20 protein-coding genes are annotated in these 21591 nt (G+C 70.6%); 10 read left to right on the top strand and 10 right to left on the bottom strand.

Annotated elements, in window-relative coordinates; translation table 11 throughout:
* Positions 1-13: 13 nt before the first annotated feature.
* The 6 genes from rpoC to ACVKXF_RS06260 form a co-directional block, all read right to left on the bottom strand.
* Positions 14-3895: a DNA-directed RNA polymerase subunit beta' gene (rpoC, locus tag ACVKXF_RS06285; RefSeq protein WP_123311697.1), complete on the bottom strand. Its 3882-nt coding sequence runs from the start codon at positions 3893-3895 to the stop codon at positions 14-16.
* A gap of 44 nt (positions 3896-3939) precedes the next feature.
* Positions 3940-7428 carry a DNA-directed RNA polymerase subunit beta gene (gene rpoB, locus ACVKXF_RS06280; protein ID WP_111083490.1) on the bottom strand — a complete coding sequence of 1163 codons (3489 nt, stop codon included), beginning with the start codon at positions 7426-7428 and terminating at the stop codon, positions 3940-3942.
* Between the two features lie 373 nt (positions 7429-7801).
* Positions 7802-8413: a hypothetical protein gene (locus ACVKXF_RS06275; RefSeq protein ID WP_456795210.1), complete on the bottom strand. Its 612-nt coding sequence runs from the start codon at positions 8411-8413 to the stop codon at positions 7802-7804.
* 315 nt (positions 8414-8728) lie between these two features.
* Entirely contained in the window at positions 8729-9379 is a 651-nt protein-coding gene (locus ACVKXF_RS06270) for a response regulator (protein ID WP_456795209.1), read from the bottom strand.
* Positions 9376-10617: a sensor histidine kinase gene (locus ACVKXF_RS06265; protein WP_456795208.1), complete on the bottom strand. Its 1242-nt coding sequence runs from the start codon at positions 10615-10617 to the stop codon at positions 9376-9378. Before ACVKXF_RS06265 ends, ACVKXF_RS06270 begins: the two co-directional genes overlap by 4 nt.
* Positions 10614-11183 (bottom strand): hypothetical protein, encoded by a 570-nt coding sequence (locus ACVKXF_RS06260; RefSeq protein ID WP_456795207.1) that lies wholly within the window; start codon positions 11181-11183, stop codon positions 10614-10616. Before ACVKXF_RS06260 ends, ACVKXF_RS06265 begins: the two co-directional genes overlap by 4 nt.
* 143 nt (positions 11184-11326) lie before the next feature.
* On the opposite strand from ACVKXF_RS06260, the gene ACVKXF_RS06255 reads away from it, so the two are divergent.
* The 6 genes from ACVKXF_RS06255 to ACVKXF_RS06230 all read left to right on the top strand — a co-directional run bounded on the left by ACVKXF_RS06255 (position 11327) and on the right by ACVKXF_RS06230 (position 16500).
* Positions 11327-12169 carry a spermidine synthase gene (locus ACVKXF_RS06255; protein ID WP_340197803.1) on the top strand — a complete coding sequence of 281 codons (843 nt, stop codon included), beginning with the start codon at positions 11327-11329 and terminating at the stop codon, positions 12167-12169.
* 116 nt (positions 12170-12285) lie between these two features.
* The gene (locus ACVKXF_RS06250; RefSeq protein WP_456795206.1) at positions 12286-12978 is read left to right on the top strand and encodes a hypothetical protein; all 693 of its coding nucleotides are present in this window, start codon (positions 12286-12288) and stop codon (positions 12976-12978) included.
* Positions 12979-13103: 125 nt separating this feature from the next.
* Positions 13104-13934 carry a hypothetical protein gene (locus ACVKXF_RS06245; protein WP_111083497.1) on the top strand — a complete coding sequence of 277 codons (831 nt, stop codon included), beginning with the start codon at positions 13104-13106 and terminating at the stop codon, positions 13932-13934.
* On the top strand, positions 13931-14422 hold the full coding sequence (locus ACVKXF_RS06240; protein WP_456795205.1) for a SprT-like domain-containing protein: 492 nt from the start codon (positions 13931-13933) through the stop codon (positions 14420-14422). Before ACVKXF_RS06245 ends, ACVKXF_RS06240 begins: the two co-directional genes overlap by 4 nt.
* 47 nt (positions 14423-14469) lie before the next feature.
* Positions 14470-15165, top strand: coding sequence for a CGNR zinc finger domain-containing protein (locus ACVKXF_RS06235; protein WP_123311680.1), 696 nt, complete (start codon positions 14470-14472; stop codon positions 15163-15165).
* Between the two features lie 75 nt (positions 15166-15240).
* Positions 15241-16500, top strand: a complete 1260-nt coding sequence (locus ACVKXF_RS06230; RefSeq protein WP_456795204.1) for an Nramp family divalent metal transporter — start codon at positions 15241-15243, stop codon at positions 16498-16500.
* A 46-nt stretch (positions 16501-16546) separates the two neighbouring features.
* Here ACVKXF_RS06230 and ACVKXF_RS06225 read toward each other — a convergent pair whose 3' ends face one another.
* Together ACVKXF_RS06225 and ACVKXF_RS06220 are read right to left on the bottom strand one after the other, a co-directional pair.
* Complete coding sequence (locus ACVKXF_RS06225; RefSeq protein ID WP_111083501.1) at positions 16547-16849, bottom strand: DUF427 domain-containing protein; 303 nt, start codon at positions 16847-16849, stop codon at positions 16547-16549.
* A 66-nt stretch (positions 16850-16915) separates the two neighbouring features.
* Entirely contained in the window at positions 16916-17521 is a 606-nt protein-coding gene (locus ACVKXF_RS06220; protein WP_456795203.1) for a 2-phosphosulfolactate phosphatase, read from the bottom strand.
* A 97-nt stretch (positions 17522-17618) separates the two neighbouring features.
* Between ACVKXF_RS06220 and ACVKXF_RS06215 the strand changes: the two genes are divergently transcribed.
* Positions 17619-18251 (top strand): GNAT family N-acetyltransferase, encoded by a 633-nt coding sequence (locus tag ACVKXF_RS06215; RefSeq protein WP_123311676.1) that lies wholly within the window; start codon positions 17619-17621, stop codon positions 18249-18251.
* 3 nt (positions 18252-18254) lie between these two features.
* On the opposite strand, the gene ACVKXF_RS06210 is transcribed toward ACVKXF_RS06215, so the two are convergent.
* Complete coding sequence (locus tag ACVKXF_RS06210) at positions 18255-19022, bottom strand: carbonic anhydrase (RefSeq protein WP_456795202.1); 768 nt, start codon at positions 19020-19022, stop codon at positions 18255-18257.
* A 74-nt stretch (positions 19023-19096) separates the two neighbouring features.
* Between ACVKXF_RS06210 and ACVKXF_RS06205 the strand changes: the two genes are divergently transcribed.
* From ACVKXF_RS06205 to ACVKXF_RS06195, 3 genes are all read left to right on the top strand, one after another.
* Positions 19097-19579 carry a hypothetical protein gene (locus tag ACVKXF_RS06205; protein ID WP_456795201.1) on the top strand — a complete coding sequence of 161 codons (483 nt, stop codon included), beginning with the start codon at positions 19097-19099 and terminating at the stop codon, positions 19577-19579.
* Between the two features lie 132 nt (positions 19580-19711).
* Complete coding sequence (locus ACVKXF_RS06200) at positions 19712-20284, top strand: DUF1684 domain-containing protein (protein WP_396291139.1); 573 nt, start codon at positions 19712-19714, stop codon at positions 20282-20284.
* Positions 20285-20294: 10 nt separating this feature from the next.
* On the top strand, positions 20295-20654 hold the full coding sequence (locus tag ACVKXF_RS06195; protein WP_340197810.1) for a GntR family transcriptional regulator: 360 nt from the start codon (positions 20295-20297) through the stop codon (positions 20652-20654).
* 38 nt (positions 20655-20692) lie between these two features.
* On the opposite strand, the gene ACVKXF_RS06190 is transcribed toward ACVKXF_RS06195, so the two are convergent.
* On the bottom strand, positions 20693-21526 hold the full coding sequence (locus ACVKXF_RS06190) for an endo alpha-1,4 polygalactosaminidase (protein ID WP_456795200.1): 834 nt from the start codon (positions 21524-21526) through the stop codon (positions 20693-20695).
* Positions 21527-21591 lie beyond the last annotated feature (65 nt).

Here is a 21591-nt window from a genome sequence, read left to right as displayed (position 1 = left end):
GACGTCACTGGGTTCAGTTGTACGTACCCGGCGTGAAGTCGTCCGACGAGAAGCTGTCGAAGTCGACGAAGCTCAGGTCGGCGTCCGAGAACGACGAGTCGTCAGCGAAGATGCGGTTGGGGTACCGCTCCGCCTTCGCCTCTTCGGTCGCGTTCACGTCCACGTCGCGGTACCGGCTGAGGCCCGTCCCGGCGGGGATGAGCTTACCGATGATGACGTTCTCCTTGAGGCCGACGAGGTGGTCCTGCTTGCCCTCCATGGCCGCCTGCGTGAGCACGCGGGTGGTCTCCTGGAAGGAAGCGGCGGACAGCCACGACTCGGTCGCGAGGGACGCCTTCGTGATGCCCATGACCTCCTGGCGAGCCGAGGCGGTCTTGCGACCCTCCTGCAGCGCCGCGCGGTTCAGCGCGTTGTAGCGCGACCGGTCGACGAGCTCACCCGGCAGCAGGTCGGTGTCGCCGTGGTCGACGACGGTGACCTTGCGGAGCATCTGACGGACGATGACCTCGATGTGCTTGTCGTGGATCGGCACACCCTGCGAGCCGTAGACGTCCTGCACACCGTTGACCAGGTGCTTCTGGACCTCTCGGACACCCTTGACCCGGAGGACTTCCTTCGGGTCGACGGTTCCGGCGATGAACTGCTCGCCGAGCTCGACGTGCTGGTTGTCCTCGATGAGGAGCGTCGCACGCTTGAGCACCGGGTAGATGAACGGCTCGTCGCCGTTGTCCGGCGTGAGGATGATCCGACGACCCTTGTCCGTGTCCTCGACGACGACGCGGCCGGGGGCCTCGGCGATCGGGGACGCGCCCTTCGGGGTACGGGCCTCGAAGAGCTCCGTGACACGCGGCAGACCCTGGGTGATGTCGTCGGCCGAGGCCGAACCACCCGTGTGGAACGTCCGCATCGTCAGCTGGGTACCGGGCTCACCGATGGACTGGGCGGCGATGATGCCGACCGCCTCACCGATGTCGACCAGGTTGCCCGTGGCGAGCGAACGGCCGTAGCACTTCGCGCAGACACCGACGGCCGACTCGCAGGTCAGGACCGAGCGCACCTTGATGCTCTCGACACCGGCAGCGAGCAGCTTGTCGATGAGGACGTCACCGACGTCCTCGCCGGCCTCGGCGACGACCGTGCCCTTCGCGTCCACGGCCTCGGTGGCCAGGGTGCGCGAGTAGACGGTGTTCTCGACGCGCGGGTCGCGGACCAGCTTGCCGTCGGCGTCCACGGTCGCGATCGGCAGCTCGAGGCCACGGGTCGTGCCGCAGTCGTCCTCGCGGATGATGACGTCCTGCGAGACGTCCACGAGACGACGGGTGAGGTACCCGGAGTCCGCGGTACGGAGCGCGGTGTCGGCAAGACCCTTACGAGCACCGTGCGTGGCGATGAAGTACTCCGCCACGGTCAGGCCCTCGCGGTACGAGTTGATGATCGGGCGGGCGATGATCTCGCCCTTCGGGTTGTTCACCAGACCACGCATACCCGCGATGTTGCGGACCTGCAGCCAGTTACCACGAGCACCCGACGACACCATGCGATTGATCGTGTTGTCGACGGGGAAGTTGTCCCGCATCTCCTGAGCGATCTCGTTGGTGGCCTCGGTCCAGATCTTGATCAGGTCGGCGCGACGCTCGGAGTCGGTGATCAGACCCTTGTCGAACTCGCCCTGCACCTTGGCGGCCTGGACCTCGTAGCCCGCGATGATCTCCTTCTTGCGAGGAGGCGTCACGACGTCCGACAGGGCGACGGTCACACCGGAGCGGGTGCCCCAGTAGAAGCCGGCGTCCTTGATCCGGTCCAGCGCAGCGGCCGTCTCGGTCTTGGAGTAGCGCTCGGCGAGGTCGTTGACGATCGCGGAGAGCACACCCTTGTCGGTGACCTTCTGGACGAACGGGTAGTTCGCCGGGAGGGTCTCGTTGAAGAGCGCACGGCCCAAGGTCGTCTCGAGCAGCACGGTGTCGCCCTGCTCGTAGCCCTCGGGTGCTTCACCCTCGGCGAAGTGGACACCCGACATGCGGATCTTCGCCATCGCGTTGAGGTGCAGCGTGTGCTGGTCGTTGGCCAGGATCGCCTCGGCGACCGAGGAGAACGCGCGGCCTTCGCCGACGGCGCCCTCGCGGACGGTCGTCAGGTGGTGCAGACCGATGATCATGTCCTGTGCGGGCAGGGTCACCGGACGGCCGTCGGACGGCTTCAGGATGTTGTTCGAGGCGAGCATCAGGATGCGGGCCTCGGCCTGGGCCTCGACCGACAGCGGCAGGTGCACGGCCATCTGGTCACCGTCGAAGTCCGCGTTGAACGCGGCACACACGAGCGGGTGGAGCTGGATGGCCTTGCCCTCGACGAGCTGCGGCTCGAACGCCTGGATGCCCAGACGGTGCAGCGTCGGCGCACGGTTCAGCAGCACGGGGCGCTCGCGGATGATCTCCTCGAGCACGTCCCACACCTGCGGACGCGAACGCTCGACCATGCGCTTGGCCGACTTGATGTTCTGCGCGTGCGACAGGTCGATCAGGCGCTTGATCACGAACGGCTTGAAGAGCTCGAGCGCCATCTGCTTGGGCAGACCGCACTGGTGCAGCTTCAGCTGCGGGCCGACGATGATGACCGAACGGCCCGAGTAGTCGACGCGCTTGCCGAGCAGGTTCTGGCGGAAACGACCCTGCTTGCCCTTGAGCATGTCGCTCAGGGACTTCAGGGCGCGGTTGCCGGTACCCGTGACCGGACGTCCACGACGACCGTTGTCGAACAGCGCGTCGACCGCTTCCTGCAGCATGCGCTTCTCGTTGTTCACGATGATCTCGGGGGCACCGAGGTCGAGCAGGCGGCGGAGACGGTTGTTGCGGTTGATCACACGACGGTAGAGGTCGTTGAGGTCCGACGTGGCGAAACGGCCACCGTCGAGCTGCACCATCGGGCGCAGCTCCGGCGGGATGACCGGCACGACGCCGAGCACCATCGCTGCCGGCGAGTTGCCGGTGGCGAGGAAGGAGCTGACGACGCGCAGACGCTTGATCGCGCGGATCTTCTTCTGGCCCTTGCCCTCGGCGATCTGCAGGCGCAGCGCCTCGGCCTCGGCTGCCAGGTCGAACGCCTCGAGCCGGAGCTTGATCGCCTCGGCGCCCATGTAGGCGTCGAAGTAGATCCCGAACCGGTCCTGGAGCTCGTGGAACACGGCGTCCTCGGGCTTGAGGTCGCCCACCTTGAGGTTGCGGAAGTCCTCCCACACACGCTCGAGACGGGTGATGTCCTCGTCGAACGACTTGCGGACCTGGGACATCTCCTTCTCGGCGGTGTCCTTGGTGCGGCGCTTGACGTCGGCCTTCGCACCCTCTTCCTCAAGGGCTGCGAGGTCGTCCTCGAGCTTCTTGAGGCGGTCGGCGATGATCGAGTCGCGCTGGCCCTCGAGGGTCTTGATCTCGAGACGCATCTCGTTCTCGAGCCCCGGCATGTCCGCGTGACGGCCCTCTTCATCGATGTCGATGATCATGTACGCCGCGAAGTAGATGACCTTCTCGAGGTCCTTCGGCGCCATGTCGAGGAGGTACCCGAGGCGCGACGGAACGCCCTTGAAGTACCAGATGTGCGTGACGGGGGCAGCGAGCTCGATGTGGCCCATGCGCTCACGACGGACCGAGGACTTGGTGACCTCGACGCCGCAGCGCTCGCAGACGATGCCCTTGAACCGGACACGCTTGTACTTGCCGCAGGCGCACTCCCAGTCGCGGGAAGGACCGAAGATCTGCTCGCCGAACAGACCGTCCTTCTCGGGCTTCAGGGTGCGGTAGTTGATGGTCTCCGGCTTCTTGACCTCGCCGTACGACCACTGACGGATGTCCTCGGCGGTCGCGAGGCCGATCCGAATGGCGTCAAAGGAAGTTGCTTCGAGCAATGTTCTTCTCTCTTGCTTGATTCAGGCTTCGTGTACGGGCGGGATCAGATGTCGTCGACGGACGACGACTCGAACCGCGAGGAGATGTTGATGCCCAGTTCCTCCGCAGCGCGGAAGACCTCGTCATCGTTGTCGCGCAGGCTGACCGCCTGGCCGTCGGCCGAGAGGACCTCGACGTTCAGGCAGAGCGACTGCATCTCCTTCATGAGGACCTTGAAGGACTCGGGGATGCCGGGCTCCTGGATGTTCTCACCCTTGACGATCGCCTCGTAGACCTTCACGCGGCCGAGGATGTCGTCGGACTTGATCGTCAGGAGCTCCTGGAGGGCGTAGGCGGCGCCGTACGCCTCGAGCGCCCACACCTCCATCTCGCCGAATCGCTGTCCACCGAACTGCGCCTTACCACCCAGCGGCTGCTGCGTGATCATCGAGTACGGCCCGGTCGAACGGGCGTGGATCTTGTCGTCGACCAGGTGGTGCAGCTTGAGGATGTACATGTAGCCGACCGAGACGGGCTCCGGGAACGGCTCGCCGGAGCGACCGTCGAAGAGCTGCGCCTTGCCGGACGAGCCGATCAGGCGCTCGCCGTCGCGGTTCGGGAGGGTCGAGTCGAGGAGGCCCTCGATCTCACGCTCGTACGCACCGTCGAACACCGGGGTGGCGACCTTCGTGCCCGGAGCGGCGCTGTGCGCTGCCTCGGGGAGCGCCGACGCCCACTCCTGGATGCCCTCGACGTTCCAGCCCTGCTTGGCGAGCCAACCGAGGTGGATCTCGAGGACCTGGCCGAAGTTCATGCGGCCGGGGACGCCGAGCGGGTTCAGGACGATGTCGACCGGGGTGCCGTCGGCGAGGAACGGCATGTCCTCGACCGGGAGGATGGTCGAGATGACGCCCTTGTTGCCGTGACGACCGGCGAGCTTGTCACCGGCGGTGATCTTGCGCTTCTGGGCGATGTAGACGACCACGCGCTGGTTGACACCAGAGCCCAGTTCGTCGTCGCCGTCCTGCGAGTCGAACACCTTGACGCCGATGATCGTGCCCTCTTCACCGTGGGGCACCTTCAGCGAGGTGTCGCGGACTTCGCGCGACTTCTCGTTGAAGATGGCGCGGAGGAGGCGCTCTTCAGCGGAGAGCTCGGTCTCGCCCTTCGGCGTGACCTTGCCGACGAGGATGTCGCCGGGGCGGACCTCGGCACCGATGCGGATGATGCCGCGCTCGTCGAGGTCGGCCAGCAGGTCCGGGCTGACGTTGGGGAGGTCACGGGTGATCTCCTCCTTGCCGAGCTTGGTGTCGCGGGCGTCGACCTCGTACTCCTCGATGTGGATCGAGGAGAGCGTGTCGTCCTTGATGAGGTTCTGCGACAGGATCATCGCGTCCTCGTAGTTGTAGCCCTCCCACGGCATGAACGCGACGAGGAGGTTCTTGCCGAGCGCGAGCTCGCCGTTCTCCGTCGCGGGACCGTCGGCGATGACCTCGCCCTGCTCGACACGCTCGCCGGCCGAGACGACCACGCGGTGGTTGTAGCTCGTGCCCTGGTTGGAGCGGTCGAACTTGCGCAGGTAGAAGGTCTGCGTGCCACCCTCGTCGAGCTGCAGGGTCACGGCGTCGGCCGAGACCTCGGAGACGACACCAGCCTTGTCGGCGGTGACGACGTCACCGGCGTCGATCGCGGTGTAGCCCTCCATGCCGGTGCCGACGAGCGGCGACTCGGAACGGAGCAGCGGGACCGCCTGACGCTGCATGTTCGCACCCATGAGGGCGCGGTTCGCGTCGTCGTGCTCGAGGAACGGGATGAGCGACGTCGCGACCGACACCATCTGGCGCGGCGAGACGTCCATGTAGTCGACCTCGCCCTTGGCGACGAGTTCGACCTCGCCACCCTTCTTGCGGACGAGGACCTTGTCGTCGGCGAAGTGGAACGAGTCGGTCAGCGGGGCGTTGGCCTGCGCGACGACGAACTCGTCCTCTTCCGAGGCGGTGAGGTAGTCGATGGTCTTCGTGACCTCGCCGTTGACGACGCGACGGTACGGGGTCTCGATGAAGCCGAACGAGTTGATCCGACCGAACGACGCGAGCGAGCCGATCAGGCCGATGTTCGGGCCTTCCGGGGTCTCGATCGGGCACATGCGGCCGTAGTGCGACGGGTGGACGTCGCGGACCTCGACGCCGGCACGCTCACGGGACAGACCACCCGGGCCGAGGGCCGAGAGACGACGCTTGTGCGTCAGGCCCGCGAGCGGGTTGTTCTGGTCCATGAACTGCGACAGCTGGGACGTTCCGAAGAACTCCTTGATCGCGGCGACGACCGGACGCACGTTGATGAGCGTCTGGGGCGTGATCGCCTCGATGTCCTGCGTGGTCATGCGCTCGCGGACGACGCGCTCCATGCGGGACAGACCCGTGCGGACCTGGTTCTGGATGAGCTCGCCGACGGCGCGGATGCGACGGTTGCCGAAGTGGTCGATGTCGTCCACGTCGAGGCGCAGCTGCACCGGCTCGCCGTCGCGCACGCCGTTCAGCGTGGTCTTCTCGGCGTGCAGGGACACGAGGTACTTGATCGTCGCGACGATGTCCTTGACGGTCAGCACCGAGTCGGACAGCGGGGCGTCGATCCCGAGCTTGCGGTTGACCTTGTAGCGGCCCACCTTCGCCAGGTCGTAGCGCTTCGAGTTGAAGTAGAAGTTGTCGAGCAGCGCACGCGCGGCCTCGGCGGCGACCTGCTCGCCCGGGCGCAGCTTGCGGTAGATGTCCTTGAGCGCCTCTTCCTTCGTGAGGATGGCGTCCTTCTCGAGGGTCGACTCGATCGAGGCGAAGCCCTGGAACTCTTCCATGATCTCCTCGCTGGTCAGACCCAGCGCCTTGAGGAAGACCGTGACGGACTGCTTGCGCTTGCGGTCGATGCGCACGCCCACCTGGTCGCGCTTGTCGATCTCGAACTCGAGCCAGGCACCACGCGAGGGGATGACGCGAGCGGAGTAGATGTCCTTGTCGGACGTCTTCTCCTGCTGGCGCTCGAAGTACACGCCGGGCGAACGGACGAGCTGCGACACGACGACGCGCTCGGTGCCGTTGATGATGAACGTGCCGCGTTCGGTCATGAGCGGGAAGTCGCCCATGAAGACCGTCTGCGTCTTGATCTCACCCGTCATGTGGTTCATGAACTCGGCGTTGACGTACAGCGGAGCGGCGTAGGTCTTGCCGCGCTCCTTGCAGTCGTCGATCGAGTACTTGGGGTCCTCGAGCTCGGGAGCCGTGAACGAGAGCTGCATGGTCTCGCCGAGGTCCTCGATCGGGGAGATCTCCTCGAAGATCTCCTCCAACCCGGAGTGCAGGGCGAGGTCGGTGCGACCCTGCTCCTGTCCCTCTGCGAGACGGGCCTTCCAGACGTCGTTGCCGACGAGCCAGTCGAAGCTCTCCGTCTGGAGTGCGAGCAGATCAGGAACCGTGAGGGTGTCCGTGATCTTGGCGAACGAGAGTCGCGAGTGGTTGCGACCGTTCTTGGGGTTGGTGGATGCGTTGGGCGCAGCAGCCAAGGGTGTGACCTCCGTAGGCCCCGTCGGGCCGATACTGACGAGCAGCATGTAGGTGAGTAGATTGATCGCTCGGCGATCCCCGCGAGTTCATGCCCTGTGACCACGCCGACGCGTGCCTGACGCGGAACGTCGGTGCACGTGTGGGATGATCTCCGTGAGCGGGACCCGCCGCCATATACGGGTCCGGCTGCACCAGGGCGAGTTGAGCCTGGAGGCTCAGAACTCTGCGTCGACCGCAATATGACGACACGGATGCCAGGGAGCGCGAACTGTCATCATAGTTCGCGCCGAGACGTGCTGTCCAGTCCTGGCTTGACCGGATTCGGCAGTGGCGTGTATAAGCCGCCCGGTGTCCGCGGAATTCCCCGCCCGCTCAGCCGAGGCGTTCGCGCTCGACGCGCCCCGTGCCTCCCGACCGGCCCTGCCGTCCCGCCAGCGCACGGAATGCGTCCTCGGGTCGGCGGGTGCGCACGAAGGTGACGCGACCACGGTCGTCGGTGAGCTCGATCCCGAGTCCGGGGGTGAGGATCAGGGCGCGCACGCCGCGGCCGATCCGCAGGCCGACTCCGCCGTAGGTGCGGGCGTCCGCCTCGACGAGTCGGACGTCGGTGATGCGCCGCCGCGCGATGCGCCGCGGGGGCAACGGCCGGAAGTGCAGCGTGACGTGCGTGTCGGTGACGGCGAACCCGGCTCGTGCGAGCAGCAGCAGCACACCCGCCACGACCGCGACCAGCGCCGGCACGATGAGCGCGGCCTCCGGTGCGTCGCCCGGCCAGGCGGTCACCGCCGCGGTCAGGCCGAGCCCGCCGAGGAGCAGGACCGCCCCGACCACGCGCATCCAGGTGGGCGCCGTCTCGTGGTCGGCATGGGCCGGACGGGAGGCGCGGATCACCCGCGTCGTTCGGCTCGCGGTCGCGCGCGGGGTGGCGCGGGTCGTCGGTGCGCCCAGGCGCGTGGTGGGCACGCTCATCGTGTCGGCGGTCATGTCGGGTCTCCTGCGGCTCGGCGGAGTGTTGCATCCCGTATTTTACATGACGGGTGCGATGTGATCACGGCCAGCGCGCGCGGGTGACCGGAAGGGGCGCGCGGAGCACGCCCGCGACGCGCACGGCCGAGCGGTGGGGGCGCTCGACGGCACGTCGTGGTCACGTCGGAAGGGCGGACGCGCGCGGTGTGGGGCACTGCACGCATCGACGCGGTTCCGCGTGACGACCGCATGAACGGTACGGAACGAGTCTTGGCGTCCGCTGGCCGTCCATGTGTACGCATTCACGTACCCGCCGGTACCGGACACCGAGCGTCAGCGCAGGACGCGCGCGACCGCCTCGGCGCGGGTGGCGACCCCGAGCTTCGCGAACACCTGGTTCACGTAGGACTTCACCGTCGGTACCGTCAGGAACAACTCCGCCGCGATCTGCGGGTTCGTCCGGCCCGCCGCGATGTGCTCGAGCACGTCGGCCTCGCGCGGGGTGAGGTCCGGGAACCGCTCGCGCAGCGCCGGCACAGCGTTTGCGGACGCCGTCGCCCCGCAACCCGCGAGCTGCGCCACCAGCCGCGCGCCCACCGTCGCGTCGAACGTCGACTGACCCGAAGCGACGGCCCGGATCGCCGTCGCGATCTCGGTCCGCCCGGCGTCCTTCGTCAGGTACCCGCGGGCACCCGCGCGGAGCGCGGTCACGATGGACTCGTCGTCCGCGTAGGTCGTCAGCACGAGCACCGCCACCTGCGGGTGGTCGGCGACGATGCGCGCGGTCGCCGTCGGCCCGTCCGTGCCGGGCATGCGCAGGTCCATCAACACGACGTCGGGGACGTCGCGGTCCACCGCCGCGATCGCCTCGGCCCCGTCGGCGGCCGCACCGGTCACCTGCAGGTCCGGCACCAGCGACAGCACCGTCACCAGGCCGTCGCGGACGATCGCCTGGTCGTCGACGACGAGGACACGGATGGTCACGAGGCCTCCCCCTCGGTGGCGGCCACGGCCTCGACCGGCAGGTGCATCGCGACGACGAACTCGTCGTCGGACCGCTCCGCCTCGACCGTGGCGCTGCTGCCGAGCTCCGCGAAGCGCTCGTGCATCCCGAGCAGGCCCTGGCCGCCGCCGGTGAGCGGGTTGGCCACGACGACGTCGACGGCGTCGCCGTCGCGGATGACGGACAGCGACACGGGGCGGCCGGACGCGTGCCGGCGCGCGTTGCTGAGGGCTTCGCGGACGACCTGGACCACGGCGGCGCGGTGCGGCTCGTCGAGTGCGGCCAGGGTCGCGTCGCCCTGCACCGCGATCGCGCCGCCGAAGGAGCGGTGGGCGTCGACGAGGGCGGTCAGGTCGGCGCGGTCCGGCACGCGGTCGTCGGACGCCCGGGAGGCCCGGTTCGCGTCCGGCACGTCGGCCGGGCTCGTGCGCACGGCCGAGTCCGGGGCCGTGGCCGGGTCGGGCCCCGCGTCGTCGCGCAGTGCGTGCACGGCGCGACGGGCCTCGGCCAGGCCGTCCGCCGCCAGGGTCCTGGCCTCGCCCGCACGCTTCGTCGCGTCGTCGACCCGGCCGGCCTCGAGCAGGGCCTCGACCGCGTCGAGCTGCAGCACGAGGCCGCCCAGCGAGTGCGCGAGGACGTCGTGGATGTCCCGCGAGGCCCGGGACCGGTCGGCGAGGAGCTGCGCCCGCTGCTGCTCGCGCTCGGCTTGCTGCGCACGGTCGGCCGCGATCCGGAACTGCCGGCGGCTGAAGCCGATGAGGACGCCGAGCAACAGCCCGCCGCTCGTGCCGAGGACGAACTGGACCGAGGCGTGCTCGACCGTGGCGCAGACCGCGATGACCACGACCGCCCCCACCGCTGCCACCGCTGCCGCCCAGACCGGCACCCGGAGGTTCGCGCCGAGCAGGACGATCCCGACGATCACGGGGACGATCATGAGCGAGTCGGTCGCCACGACCGTCAGGGATCCGGCGACGATCATCACGACGCCGGCGACGACGAGGACCCGCTGCGTCCGACCGGACTCGCGGAGGGCCCACGCGGCGAGCGCCACCGCACCGACCACCCACACCCACGCGGGGAGCTGCTGCTCGAGGCCGTTCTTCACGAACCAGAACGCGACGACGGCGACACCGAGGGCGTTGAGCCCCCAGGCCGTGGCGGAACGGGACCGACCCCCGGGGAGGTCGGTCGGGTCCTGTCCGCTCAGCAGGGTCACCGGACCATCATGCCGCGGGTGGTGCGGCCGCCGTGGGTCCGGTCGCCACGGTCGCCACGGTCTCCGCGGTCGCCGCGGTCTCCGAGGTCTCCGCGCGGGATGCGCTGGTCGATCACCAGGGCGCGGGCAGCACGGTTCAGCGCGAGGACGAGGAGGATCGTGCCGGTCGAGGTCAGCAGGTGCGCACCGAGGTGGCCCCCGAGGACGTCGAGGCCGATGCGGACGACGATGAGCACGATCCAGAGCGACGCCCCGAGCCAGCCCGTGCGGGACTGGATCGTCCGACCCTTGCGGTCCGGGGTGGCGACGGTACGGAACCGGGTGATGGTGCCCATCGTCAGGCCGACCCCGATGGTGATCAGGGCCTCGATCCCGAGGAACACCACGTCGGTCGTGGTGACCGTCGCCGACGTCTGCGCCAGGACGACCACGCCGACGATCGCCATGATCATCGGCGTGCGCCAGATGCGCGCCGGGTCGAGGTACTGCCAGGTCGCCTGGCGGTACCCGAGGAAGCCGACGAGTGCGACGCCGAGCAGGACGTTCGCGAGGAGCTGGACCGACATGGTGGGTGCCTTTCGTGGTGGTCCGGCGGGCGTTCCCGACCGGTGACCCCAGCCTCGTTCCGGGGCGTCCACGGGCACACCAACCAGGGGTGGGGGCACGGGTGGTGATCGTGGAGCCGGTCCGGTGGTGTTCGATTGACGGCATGGCTGATGCGTTCGACGGGTTCCGGATCGGTGCGGGGTACTCGGTGGTCGAGCCGGACCGGCACCGTCCCGGGTCCTTCACGCTCGTCGTCGACGGCACACCGCAGTCGCACGTCGACCTCGAGGACCCGACCCACCTGGCGTTCGAGTACATCCGGCGGATCGGGCACGCGATCGACCTGCTGCCCTCCGGCCCGGTCACCGCGCTGCACCTCGGCGCCGGTGCCCTGACGCTCCCCCGGTACGTCGCCGTGACCCGGCCGGGCTCGCGCCAGCAGGTCATCGAACTCGAGCGCGACCTGGTGGACCACGTCCGTGAGGTCCTGCCGTTCCCACGCGGCGCGTCGATCCGGGTGCGGTACGGCGACGCGCGCGAGGTCCTCGGCAAGCTCCCCACCGGGCTGCGCGGCACCGTGGACCTCGCGGTGGTCGACGTCTTCGGCGGGTCGCAGATCCCGGCGCACGTGACGAGCATCGAGTTCTACCGCGAGGTCGCCGCGTTCCTGTCGCCGACCGGCATCGTCGCCGTGAACGTTGCGGACGGCGCGGGGCTGGCGTTCGCGCGTGGGCAGGCGTCGACGCTGCAGGCCGTGCTGCCGTCGGTGGCGGCGGTGGCGGACACCGGGATGCTCAAGGGCCGTCGGTTCGGGAACATCGTGCTGCTCGGTTCGCCGTCCGACCTGCCGATCGCCGAGATGCCGCGGCGGTACTCCTCGGACCCGATGCCGGCGAAGGTCGTCCACGGTGCGGAGTTGCGGGCGTTCATCGCCGGGGCCCCGATCGTCACCGACGCGACGGCCGTGGCGTCGCCGGAGCCGAACCGGAGCGTGTTCGGCGGCTGATCCCACGCCGACGACGGGGGCGGCGCGCGAGGCCGTTCCCGGGCACTCGGCGGGTGTGGCTGTCAGGATGGTCTGAACGACCGCGCAGGTGCGCGACCGAGCGATGGGATCCCCTGATGACGAACGACGACCGGAGCAACCAGGACCGGACGGGCGACGGCCAGGCGCCGAGCTGGGGCGGAGCCCCGCAGCAGCAGCCCGGCGCCGACGCACCGCGGTACGGCGAGCGGAGCGACTCCACGCCGCAGTACGGGCAGCCCGCTCCCCGGTACGGCGAGCAGCAGGACCAGTACGGGCAGCAGCCGTCGGGCACGCCGAACTGGGGTGGCGAGCAGCAGCACGGCCAGCAGCAGTACGGGCAGCAGCCGTACGCCGCGGCGCCCGCGAGCTCCGGTTCACCGGCGTGGCAGAGCTACGAGGAGCCGAAGGCCAAGAAGAAGACCCTGGGCGTCGTGGCGTTCGTCGTCGGTCTCGCGGCGCTCGTCGTCGGCGTCATCGGCGGGTACCTGTTCGGGCAGGCCTTCGGCGGCTCCGAGGCCTTCCGCGACTCGATGGAGAACAGCGGGGCGACGCCGAGCGACTCGCAGATCACCGAACTCATGACGTCGTCCGCCGCCGTCACCGGGTCGCTCATGTTCTACCTCGGCACCGCCCTCGGCCTGTGGGCGATCGTGCAGGGCATCATCGCGGCCGTGACCAAGCGCGGGCGTGCCTGGGGCGTCGTCGCGATCATCCTCGCCGTCGTCGCGGTGATCGCCTTCGGCATCGCCATCGGCTTCGCGGCGGTCGCCGCGAGCGGGATGTCCTGATCCGCTGACCAGCCGCTCCGACGGCCCGTCGTGCTCCGGCACGGCGGGCCGTTCTGCGTCCACAGCGCGAAGCCTGAGCGCGTCGCACCGGCCGCTCCCGGCAGAGCGCGGCTACCCTCGAACCGATGTCCCTCCCGCCCGACGACCGCCAGCAGCCCGACCCGTCCGACCCGTCCCGTGAACCGCGCCACGCGGCTCCCGTGACGGCCGGGGTCAGCCCGGGCAGCACCTTCGCGCCCATCAGCCTGCGACCGGCGGTCGACGTCGACGCCGTGCACCAGCGTCTGCGCGACCTCGGTCAGAGCCGCAGTACCGAAGCCCTCGCGGAACGCGCCGAGCTCCTCCGTCTGCTCGGCCGTCTCGACGAGTCGCTCGTCGTCGCGGAAGAGGTCTTCCGCCTGGCGATGTTCACCGGGGAGCGCCAGGACAAGGTCGCCGCCCGGATCCGTCGCGCGCACATCCTGCACGACCTCGGTCGGCACGAGCGTGCGGCGACCGAGGCCGCCCTGGCCCGTGACACCGCCGCGACCGAGGAGTGGCCGGAGCTCGAGGGCGCCGCCGCCGAGATCGAGGGCTGGTCGCTGTTCGAGAACGACCGCTTCGAGGAGGCCCGCGCCGCGCTGTCCCGCGCCTACCAGGCGTTCCGACAGGCGGGTGCGCCGTCCGAGCGCACCGACGCCCTGCGCACCGCGGTCGAGGCCGCGATGCGCGCGTCGATCACACACCCCGCGGAACCGGCCGACAAGCCGCGGACGGCCCGTGAGGTCGCCGCCCGCCGCGCCGAGGACGACGAACCGACCATGCGCGTCGCCGAACCGGTCAAGCAGGTGCCGCCGATCCGCCGCCGGGTGCTCGGTGCGCCGGACGCCGCCCGGACCGAGGCCGACGACATCTGGGGCCGGATCGCCGCCCGGGCAGCCAAGAAGGGCCAGGCCGACCCCCGCGCCGACCAGTGACCGCACTCGAGACGGTCCGCTCCCGCGCCGAGGCACTCATCACCGAGCACCTCGGCGCCGGTTCGTGGGCCTTCGGCTTCGACCACGCGAAGACCCGCGCCGGGCAGTGCGACTTCGCCCGCAAGCGCATCACGGTCAGCCGGCACCTCGCCGCACGGTTCTCGGACGACGACGTCGAACAGGTCCTGCTGCACGAGGTCGCCCACGCCCTCGCCGGGGCCCGCGCCGGCCACGGTCCGAAGTGGAAGCGGACCGCGGCCGCCATCGGGTACACGGGTTCGCGGCTGCACGACGGCCCGATCGCCAGCGAGCTCGCACCGTGGATCGGGACCTGCCCCGCCGGACACGAGCACTTCCGCTACCGGACGCCCACCCGTCCGCTCGCCTGCGCCCGGTGCTCCCGCCGGTTCGATGCCCGCAACGCCATCGTCTGGCGACGTCGGAGCGCGGCGGACGACCCCTCGACGGTGGCCTCGAATACCGCATGAGTCCGTCGGCGCGCGGAGGCGCGCCGGTAACCCGTTAGCCTGGACGGATGCACACGGGGCAGCACATCCGCACGGACGCCGGTTCCACCTGGTTCTTCGACGCCGGTCGGATCGCCCTGGACTTCGCGCACACCGGCGGGTTCGCCGACGACCCGGACGGCCGGCGCCCCCGGTCGCAGCTCGGCGAACTGCTCGCGAGCCCGGCTGACCTGGACGAGTGGCTCAGCGACCACACCGAGCCCATCGACGTCGGGGCAAGCGCCCGTGAGCTGCAGGACGCCCGCGCGCTCCGCGCGGCCATCGCGCGACTGGCCGTCGCCGCGGCTCCCGGTCCGGCGACCACCGCCGCGGAGCGGACCGCGGTCGCGGCGGGCCTGCGTGCCGGGACCGGCCGCACGCGCCCCGCGCCCGACGACATCGACACCGTCAACCTGTTCGCCGCCCTGCCGGACGTGCCGCCGAGCCTCCCGGGTGGCCGACGCCGCGCCGGAGCCAACCGCGTCCGCCTGGCCCAGGCCCTGTCCAGCGTCGCGCGCGACGCGGTCGCGCTGTTCACCGAGGTCGGATTCGACGACGTCGAGGCCGACGGCCGCCCGACGCGCCTGAGCCGCTGCTCGGCGGACGACTGCGCGCTGGTGTTCTACGACTCCTCGCGGGGCGGGACCCGCCGCTGGTGCTCCATGCAGCGGTGCGGGAACCGCGCCAAGGTCCGGGCGCACCGCGCTCGGCGCGCAGCCGCCTGACCACTCGCCCTCCGCCGGGATCGCGCCTTCCAACTAAAAGATTCGGCGCACCGAATTCTCTGGCATGCTGGGGTCGTGACCGACACCGCCGCCGCCAGGACCACCGAGTACCCCTCGGGCGCACCGCGGCGACGGGCTGCCGGGCTCACCCTGCTCGGCCCGGCGTTCGTCGCGGCCATCGCCTACGTCGACCCCGGCAACGTCGCCGCCAACCTCACCGCCGGTGCGAAGTACGGCTACCTGCTGCTCTGGGTCCTGGTCGCCGCGAACGCCAGCGCCGTGGTCGTGCAGTACCTGTCCGCCAAGCTCGGCGTCGTCACGGGCAAGTCCCTGCCGGAGCACCTCGGGCTGCGGATGCGCCGCACCCCGCGCCTGCTGTTCTGGGGACAGGCCGAGATCGTCGCGGCCGCGACCGACGTTGCCGAAGTGATCGGCGGCGCACTCGCCCTCCACCTGCTGTTCGGCCTGCCGCTCGTCGCGGGCGGACTCATCACCGGCGTCGTCTCCATGCTCCTGCTGACCCTGCACAGTCGCCGCGGGACCCGCACGTTCGAAGCCGTCGTCACCGCGATGCTCGCGATCCTGACCGTCGGGTTCTGCGCCGGCCTGCTGTTCGCCCAGGTCTCCCCCGCCGAGCTCGTCAGCGGCCTGGTTCCGCGGTTCGAGGGCTCCGAGTCGGTGATGCTGGCGGCGTCGATGCTCGGCGCGACGGTCATGCCCCACGCGGTGTACCTGCACTCCGCACTGGCCCGCGACCGCCACGGCGACGTCCCCGCCGGTCTCGAGCGCCGCCGGGTGCTCGTCGCCACCCGGTGGGACGTGGGCCTCGCACTGGTCGTCGCCGGTGGTGTGAACATCTGCATGCTCGTCCTCGCCGCGGCGACGCTGCCCGGCGTCGCGGACACCGACTCGATCCCCGGCGCACAGCGGGCGATCGCCGAGCACGTCGGACCCGTCGTCGGCGTGCTGTTCGCGGTGGGTCTGCTGGCGTCAGGGCTGGCGTCGACCTCGGTCGGCTGCATGGCCGGCGCCGAGATCATGAAGGGGCTGCTGCACGTGCGGATCCCGCTGGTGGCACGGCGCGTGATCACCCTGGTGCCGGCGATCGTGCTGCTCGCGGTCGGTGCCGATGCGACGATGCTGCTCGTGGTGAGCCAGGTCGTGCTGAGCTTCGGGATCGCCTTCGCGATCGTCCCGCTGGTGGTCTACACGTCCCGCCGGAGCGTCATGGGCTCCGACGTGAACGCCGCGACCACCCGCGTGGTGGCGTGGGTGATCGCGGCGGTCATCGTGGCGCTCAACGTCGCGCTGATCGTGCTCACCCTGATGGGATGAGCACCGACGGTGCTCGCCGACGCGGTGCGCGACACGACGTCGGTCGTCACTCGACGACCGTGACGTCCTTCCAGAACGCGACGTAGCCCGAGTAGTCCTTGCCGACCCGGTCGAACGACGACGGGATCGGCGTCGGGTAGGACCACGCACGGTCCTGCAGCGCCTGCCCGTCGACGTTCACCGTGAAGTACTGCGTGTCGCCCTTCCACGGGCAGTGGTACTGGGTGGGACTCTCGGTGAAGAGCTCGGACTTCACGCTCGACGGCGGGAAGTACCAGTTGCCCTCGATCTTGATGAGGTCCTCTTCCGGGGCCTCCGCGATCACCGTGTCGCCGACGACTGCCTTCATGCGTTGCTCCTTCGCTCGCTGGTGCCGGACGGCCTGGACGGCGCACCGGCCCTGTCCGCCCGAACGCTACGCCCGGCCCCGTGATTCCCGCAGGACGACCAGGTCCGGCCCGACGGCGAGTGCCGCGTGCACGTGTTCGCGTCCGAGGGCGGACGCACTCTCGGACGCCGTGACCAGGTGCTTCACCGCGCGTCGGAGCCCCGTGTACGCCGCGCAGGCGGCGGCGGCCTCCGGCGCGGTGTGGTCGATCCCGACTGCGGCGAGCGCGTCGACGACGGCACCGGCCGCGAGCAGGTCCTCGACCGCGAAGTCGGGGGCGTCGGGCACGTCGACGGCTTCGCCCGCGGCCTCGGCCGCGTCGTCCAGGGCACCGGCGTGGTGCAGCCCGGCGGCGACGACGGCGACGACGCAGCGGTCGCCGCGTTCGGCCTGGAGGCCCGTCACCCGTTCCGCGATCGCGGTCGCGTTGCCGAGGTGGCCGAGCACGACCTCCGGCCCGTCCGGTACCCGGGCGGTCGCGTTCCGGAGCGCGCGGCGCTGCGCCGCCGCGTCCGGCGAGCCCGGCAGGACGTCCACCCAGACGACGAGGTGTGCGCCGTGCGCGATGCGTGCGGCCCCGCCGGCGCCCCACGCGAACCGGACCTGGTACTGCTCCTGGGTGCGTTCTGCCACGTCCGTCACGATAGCCGTCCGGACGATGCTGTCCCTCTCCACAGGGTGACCGTCCCGACAGGCTTCGCCAGGGTCGACGACCGTAGGATGCACTTCCATGGAGATCGCCCCCGCGCCCACCCTGACCGGCGACCGTGTGACGCTCGAGCCCCTCTCGCAGGAGCACGCGGACGACCTGCGGGCAGCGGTGACCGACGGCGATCTGTGGCGGACCTGGTACACCTCGGTCCCCGCGCCGGCCCAGGTCGAGGACGAGATCGACCGGCGCCTCGCCGAGCACGAGGCCGGCCGCATGGTGCCCTTCGCGGTGCGGGACCGTCCGACCGGTCGCGTGGTCGGTTCGACGACCTTCATGAACATCGACCCGGGCAACCGGCACGTCGAGATCGGCAGCACCTTCCTGGCGAAGTCGGCGCAGCGGTCGGGCATCAACACCGAGTCGAAGCTGCTGATGTTGTCCCACGCGTTCGAGGCCTGGCAGTGCATCGCGGTCGAGTTCCGCACGCACTGGCACAACCACCAGTCCCGCGCCGCGATCGCCGGCCTGGGCGCGAAGCAGGACGGCGTCCTGCGGAACCACTCGATCGGCCGCGACGGCACGCTCCGCGACACCGTGGTGTTCTCGATCATCGCGTCGGAGTGGCCGGCCGTCCGGCTGTCCCTGGCCGAGCGGCTCCGGCAGCACGACCGCGCCGAGGGGTCCCGCCGCCGGTCCGCCCGGCACGCCTGACCGTCAGAGCGTGTGACGGACGGTCCGGTCGCCGAGCGGCTGGACCGGACGCGCGTTCTCGACGTGCGCCGCCTCGAGGTCGGCGAGCTGGTCGGCGCCGAGTTCGATCGGTTCCTCGAGCACGATCCACCGCACGCCTTCGGTGCACGGCGGCGTGGTGAGCGAGCCCTCGTACGTCGCGAACGACCTGACCTCCGGCAGCATCGCCTCGATGTCCACCGTGCTCTCGCGGCCGGCACCTGCCGTCGCCCCGGCGAGGTAGCTCTCGTAGGCGGGGTTGTGTGCGCCCCGCTCGGCGAGGACCCCGACGACGGTCAGGTCGCCGCGGCCGTCGGCGTGCACGAAGTGGAACTCCGCGTCGGCCGGCTCGCCGTCGACGGTGTGCTCCGAACCCGCGTGGAAGTGCATCTGGACGAGGTCGAGGTCCTCGCCCGCGATGGTCGTCGTGGCGCCGTCACCGGCCGTGAACTGCACGGTGTGCCCGTTGTCCGCCGTCAGACCCCGGACGGCGCCGGAGCCGACGAGGTCGAGGTCGGCGCCACCGCGAGCTGCCGGCAGGTCGATCGGGGACTGCCGCTCGCCGGTGCCGCAGGTGCCGTACTCGTCGGCGAGGGCGCCCCAGCGCTCCGGAGACCCGGCCCCCTCGTACGACCACGACGTGCCGGCGTCGTGCGCGTCGGCCTCGGGAGGCGTTCCGGCCGCGCAGCCGGCGAGGACGAGGAGGACGGCGGGGGCGGCGAGCAGGGGGAGGCGGTGGTGAGTGGTTCGCATGCTGTACACACTCACATACTCGTATTTCACATTTGTCGAGAGCGGATGTGGGCCGCGAGCGTAGGGTCCTCGGCATGCACGTCGGTATCCGGATCGTCCTCGACGCGCCGGTGGCCGCCGTGCGCGACGCCCTGCTGTCCCCGTCCGTGATGGTCGCGGTGACGAAACCGTTCCTGGTGTACCGCTCGCGCAGCCCCGAGGGGTTCCCCGAGCGGTGGGAACCGGGACACCCGCACCCGATCACCGCGAGTGCGTTCGGGCTCGTGCCGAGCGGCGACACGCACGTCGACCTCGACCTGTACGAGATCCACGGAGTCCCCGTGCAGCGCGACAACGGGGGCGGGACGAGCGGGCTGTTCGGCCGGATGACGATGCGCCACCGGATGGCCGTCGTGCCGGCTCCCGGCGACCGGACGCTGCTGATCGACCGCCTCACCTACCGGATGCGGCCGTGGCCGCTCGGCGCACTGCTGTGGCCGGGGATGTGGGTCATCTGGCAGTGGCGGGCGTACCGGATGCGTGCGCTCGCACCCACCTGGCGGACGGATGCCGACTGACGCAGGGCGAGTCGGGCCTCCCGTCCGCCGCGGAGCGGGCGTAGCCTCGACCACGTGAGCCAGACGCGCCCCCAGGAGCCGACGACCGACGACCGCGTGCGGAGCACGCTCGCGACCGTGGACTGGCGGCGCATGACGTTCGACCTGTACCGCCGTGTCCGTGCGACGCCGGATCCGCAGACGGCGCACGCGCTCTGGCGGGAGACCCGCGACGCGATGTTCGCGGAGCACCCGGCGTCGCCGCTCCTCGACGAGGACGCCCACGACTTCGAGTCGCTGCCCGTGCCGGACTACGACCCCGCCTGGCGGTTCCAGGTCCGCATCGAGGCGACGGAGCCCGCCGAGTTCGACTTCGAGACCGGCACCGACGGCGTCGTCCACTTCGACCGCCTCGGCCTCGTGCGGATCCCCGGAGTCGGCACCCTCGACGTGTGGGAGCACGGCGGGTACGCGGGTGGCCTGTTCGTCCCCGTGAAGGACTCCAGCGCCGGCAAGGCCCGCGGCACGTACGGCGGCGGACGCTACCTGCTCGACACGATCAAGGGCTCGGACCTCGGCGGCGACGACGCGGACTCGCTCGTGCTGGACTTCAACTTCGCGTACAACCCGTCGTGCGCGTACGACCCGGCGTGGGCGTGCCCGCTCGCGCCTCCCGGCAACACCGTGCCGGTGCCGATCCCGGTCGGCGAGCAGTACGACTTCTAGGGTGGAACGCATGACAGGTCTGGTCGCACTCGACGCCGGCGGACGCGTGCCGCCCTTCGAGCAGGTCCGCTCGCAGATCGCGGCGCAGATCGGTGCGGGGTACCTCGTCGACGGCGAACGACTGCCGAGCGTGCGCGGCCTGGCCGACGAGCTCGGACTCGCCGCAGGGACGGTCGCGAAGGCCTACCAGCTGCTCGAGGAGGCCGGACTCGTGCACACCGCACGCGGCGCCGGGACGCGCGTGGTGCGGCCGGCCGAGGTGCCGGACGCAGTCGCGGACGCCGCACGTGCCCTGGCGGCCGCTGCCCGCGGTGCCGGGCTCTCCGCCGACCAGGCGGCCACCGCGCTCAAGGACGCGTGGCCCGCGTAGCCCCGGAGGCTCCGGGCGTACCTGGTGCTTCCGGGCGCTCAGCAGCGCTTGTAGACGTACGCGTCGTCCTTCGGGGTGACCAGGTCGCGGTCCCGCAGGATCGTCATGGCCGGGCGGCTCTTCAGCTTGCAGACCGAGCCCCACGAGCGCTCGAGGGTGTCCGAGTACTCCACGTCGATGACCCGCCCGCCGTAGACCTTCGTGTACGCCGCGCACTCCCGGTACTGCACGCACTCCTCGGCGACGACGAAGTCGAACCCGGTCTGCTTCCGCCCCGACGCCCCGAGCTGCGGCGTGTTCTTCTGCCCGACGGCCAGGCCGTGCCGGTGTCCGGCGGCCACCAGCGACTTCGCGAGCGCCAGGTTGCCGGCACGGGTCAGCCGCTTCCCGCTGCGGGTCCACGAGTCGAGGTTGTCGAACTCGACCGCGTCGAACCCGCGGGCGCCGCAGCGGGCGACGGTCTTCGCGATCACCTTCGTGATGAGCGCGCGCTTCGCCGCCGTCCGGGTGTCGAGCAGCATCTCGTCCGGCCACCCCGGGTCGGACACCGGCTTGCCGGCCCGGTCACGCAGGATCGCCGACGGGTACGACTTCGTCCACGTGCGAGCCGCCTCGGGCTGTGTCTGGAACCCGTTGACGTAGCAGATGTCGTACGTGCCCTTCGCGGGCTTCGCGGTGCTGTCCCGTTCGACGATCGTCACGCCGGACGGCGGTGTGTAGGAGCCGCCGAGCTGGTAGTCGGGGCGCCCCGAGGTCGGCAGGTTGCGGTAGCTCGCCGCAGCGCTGGTCGGAGCAGCCTCGGCGCAGCCGGCCGTGCCGAGGACGGCCACCAGGGCCATCGCGGTGGTGATCAGGACGGTTCGCGTACGCACCCCGGAATCCTCGCATGCGCACGTCGAACTGCCCGGTCCTGGGTTCTGCGGGGTGCACGCGCTAT

It is taken from the genome of Curtobacterium sp. PvP017, assembly GCF_054060195.1.
Note: the sequence above shows the minus strand (reverse complement) of the source record. Positions and strands in the feature narration are given on the sequence as shown.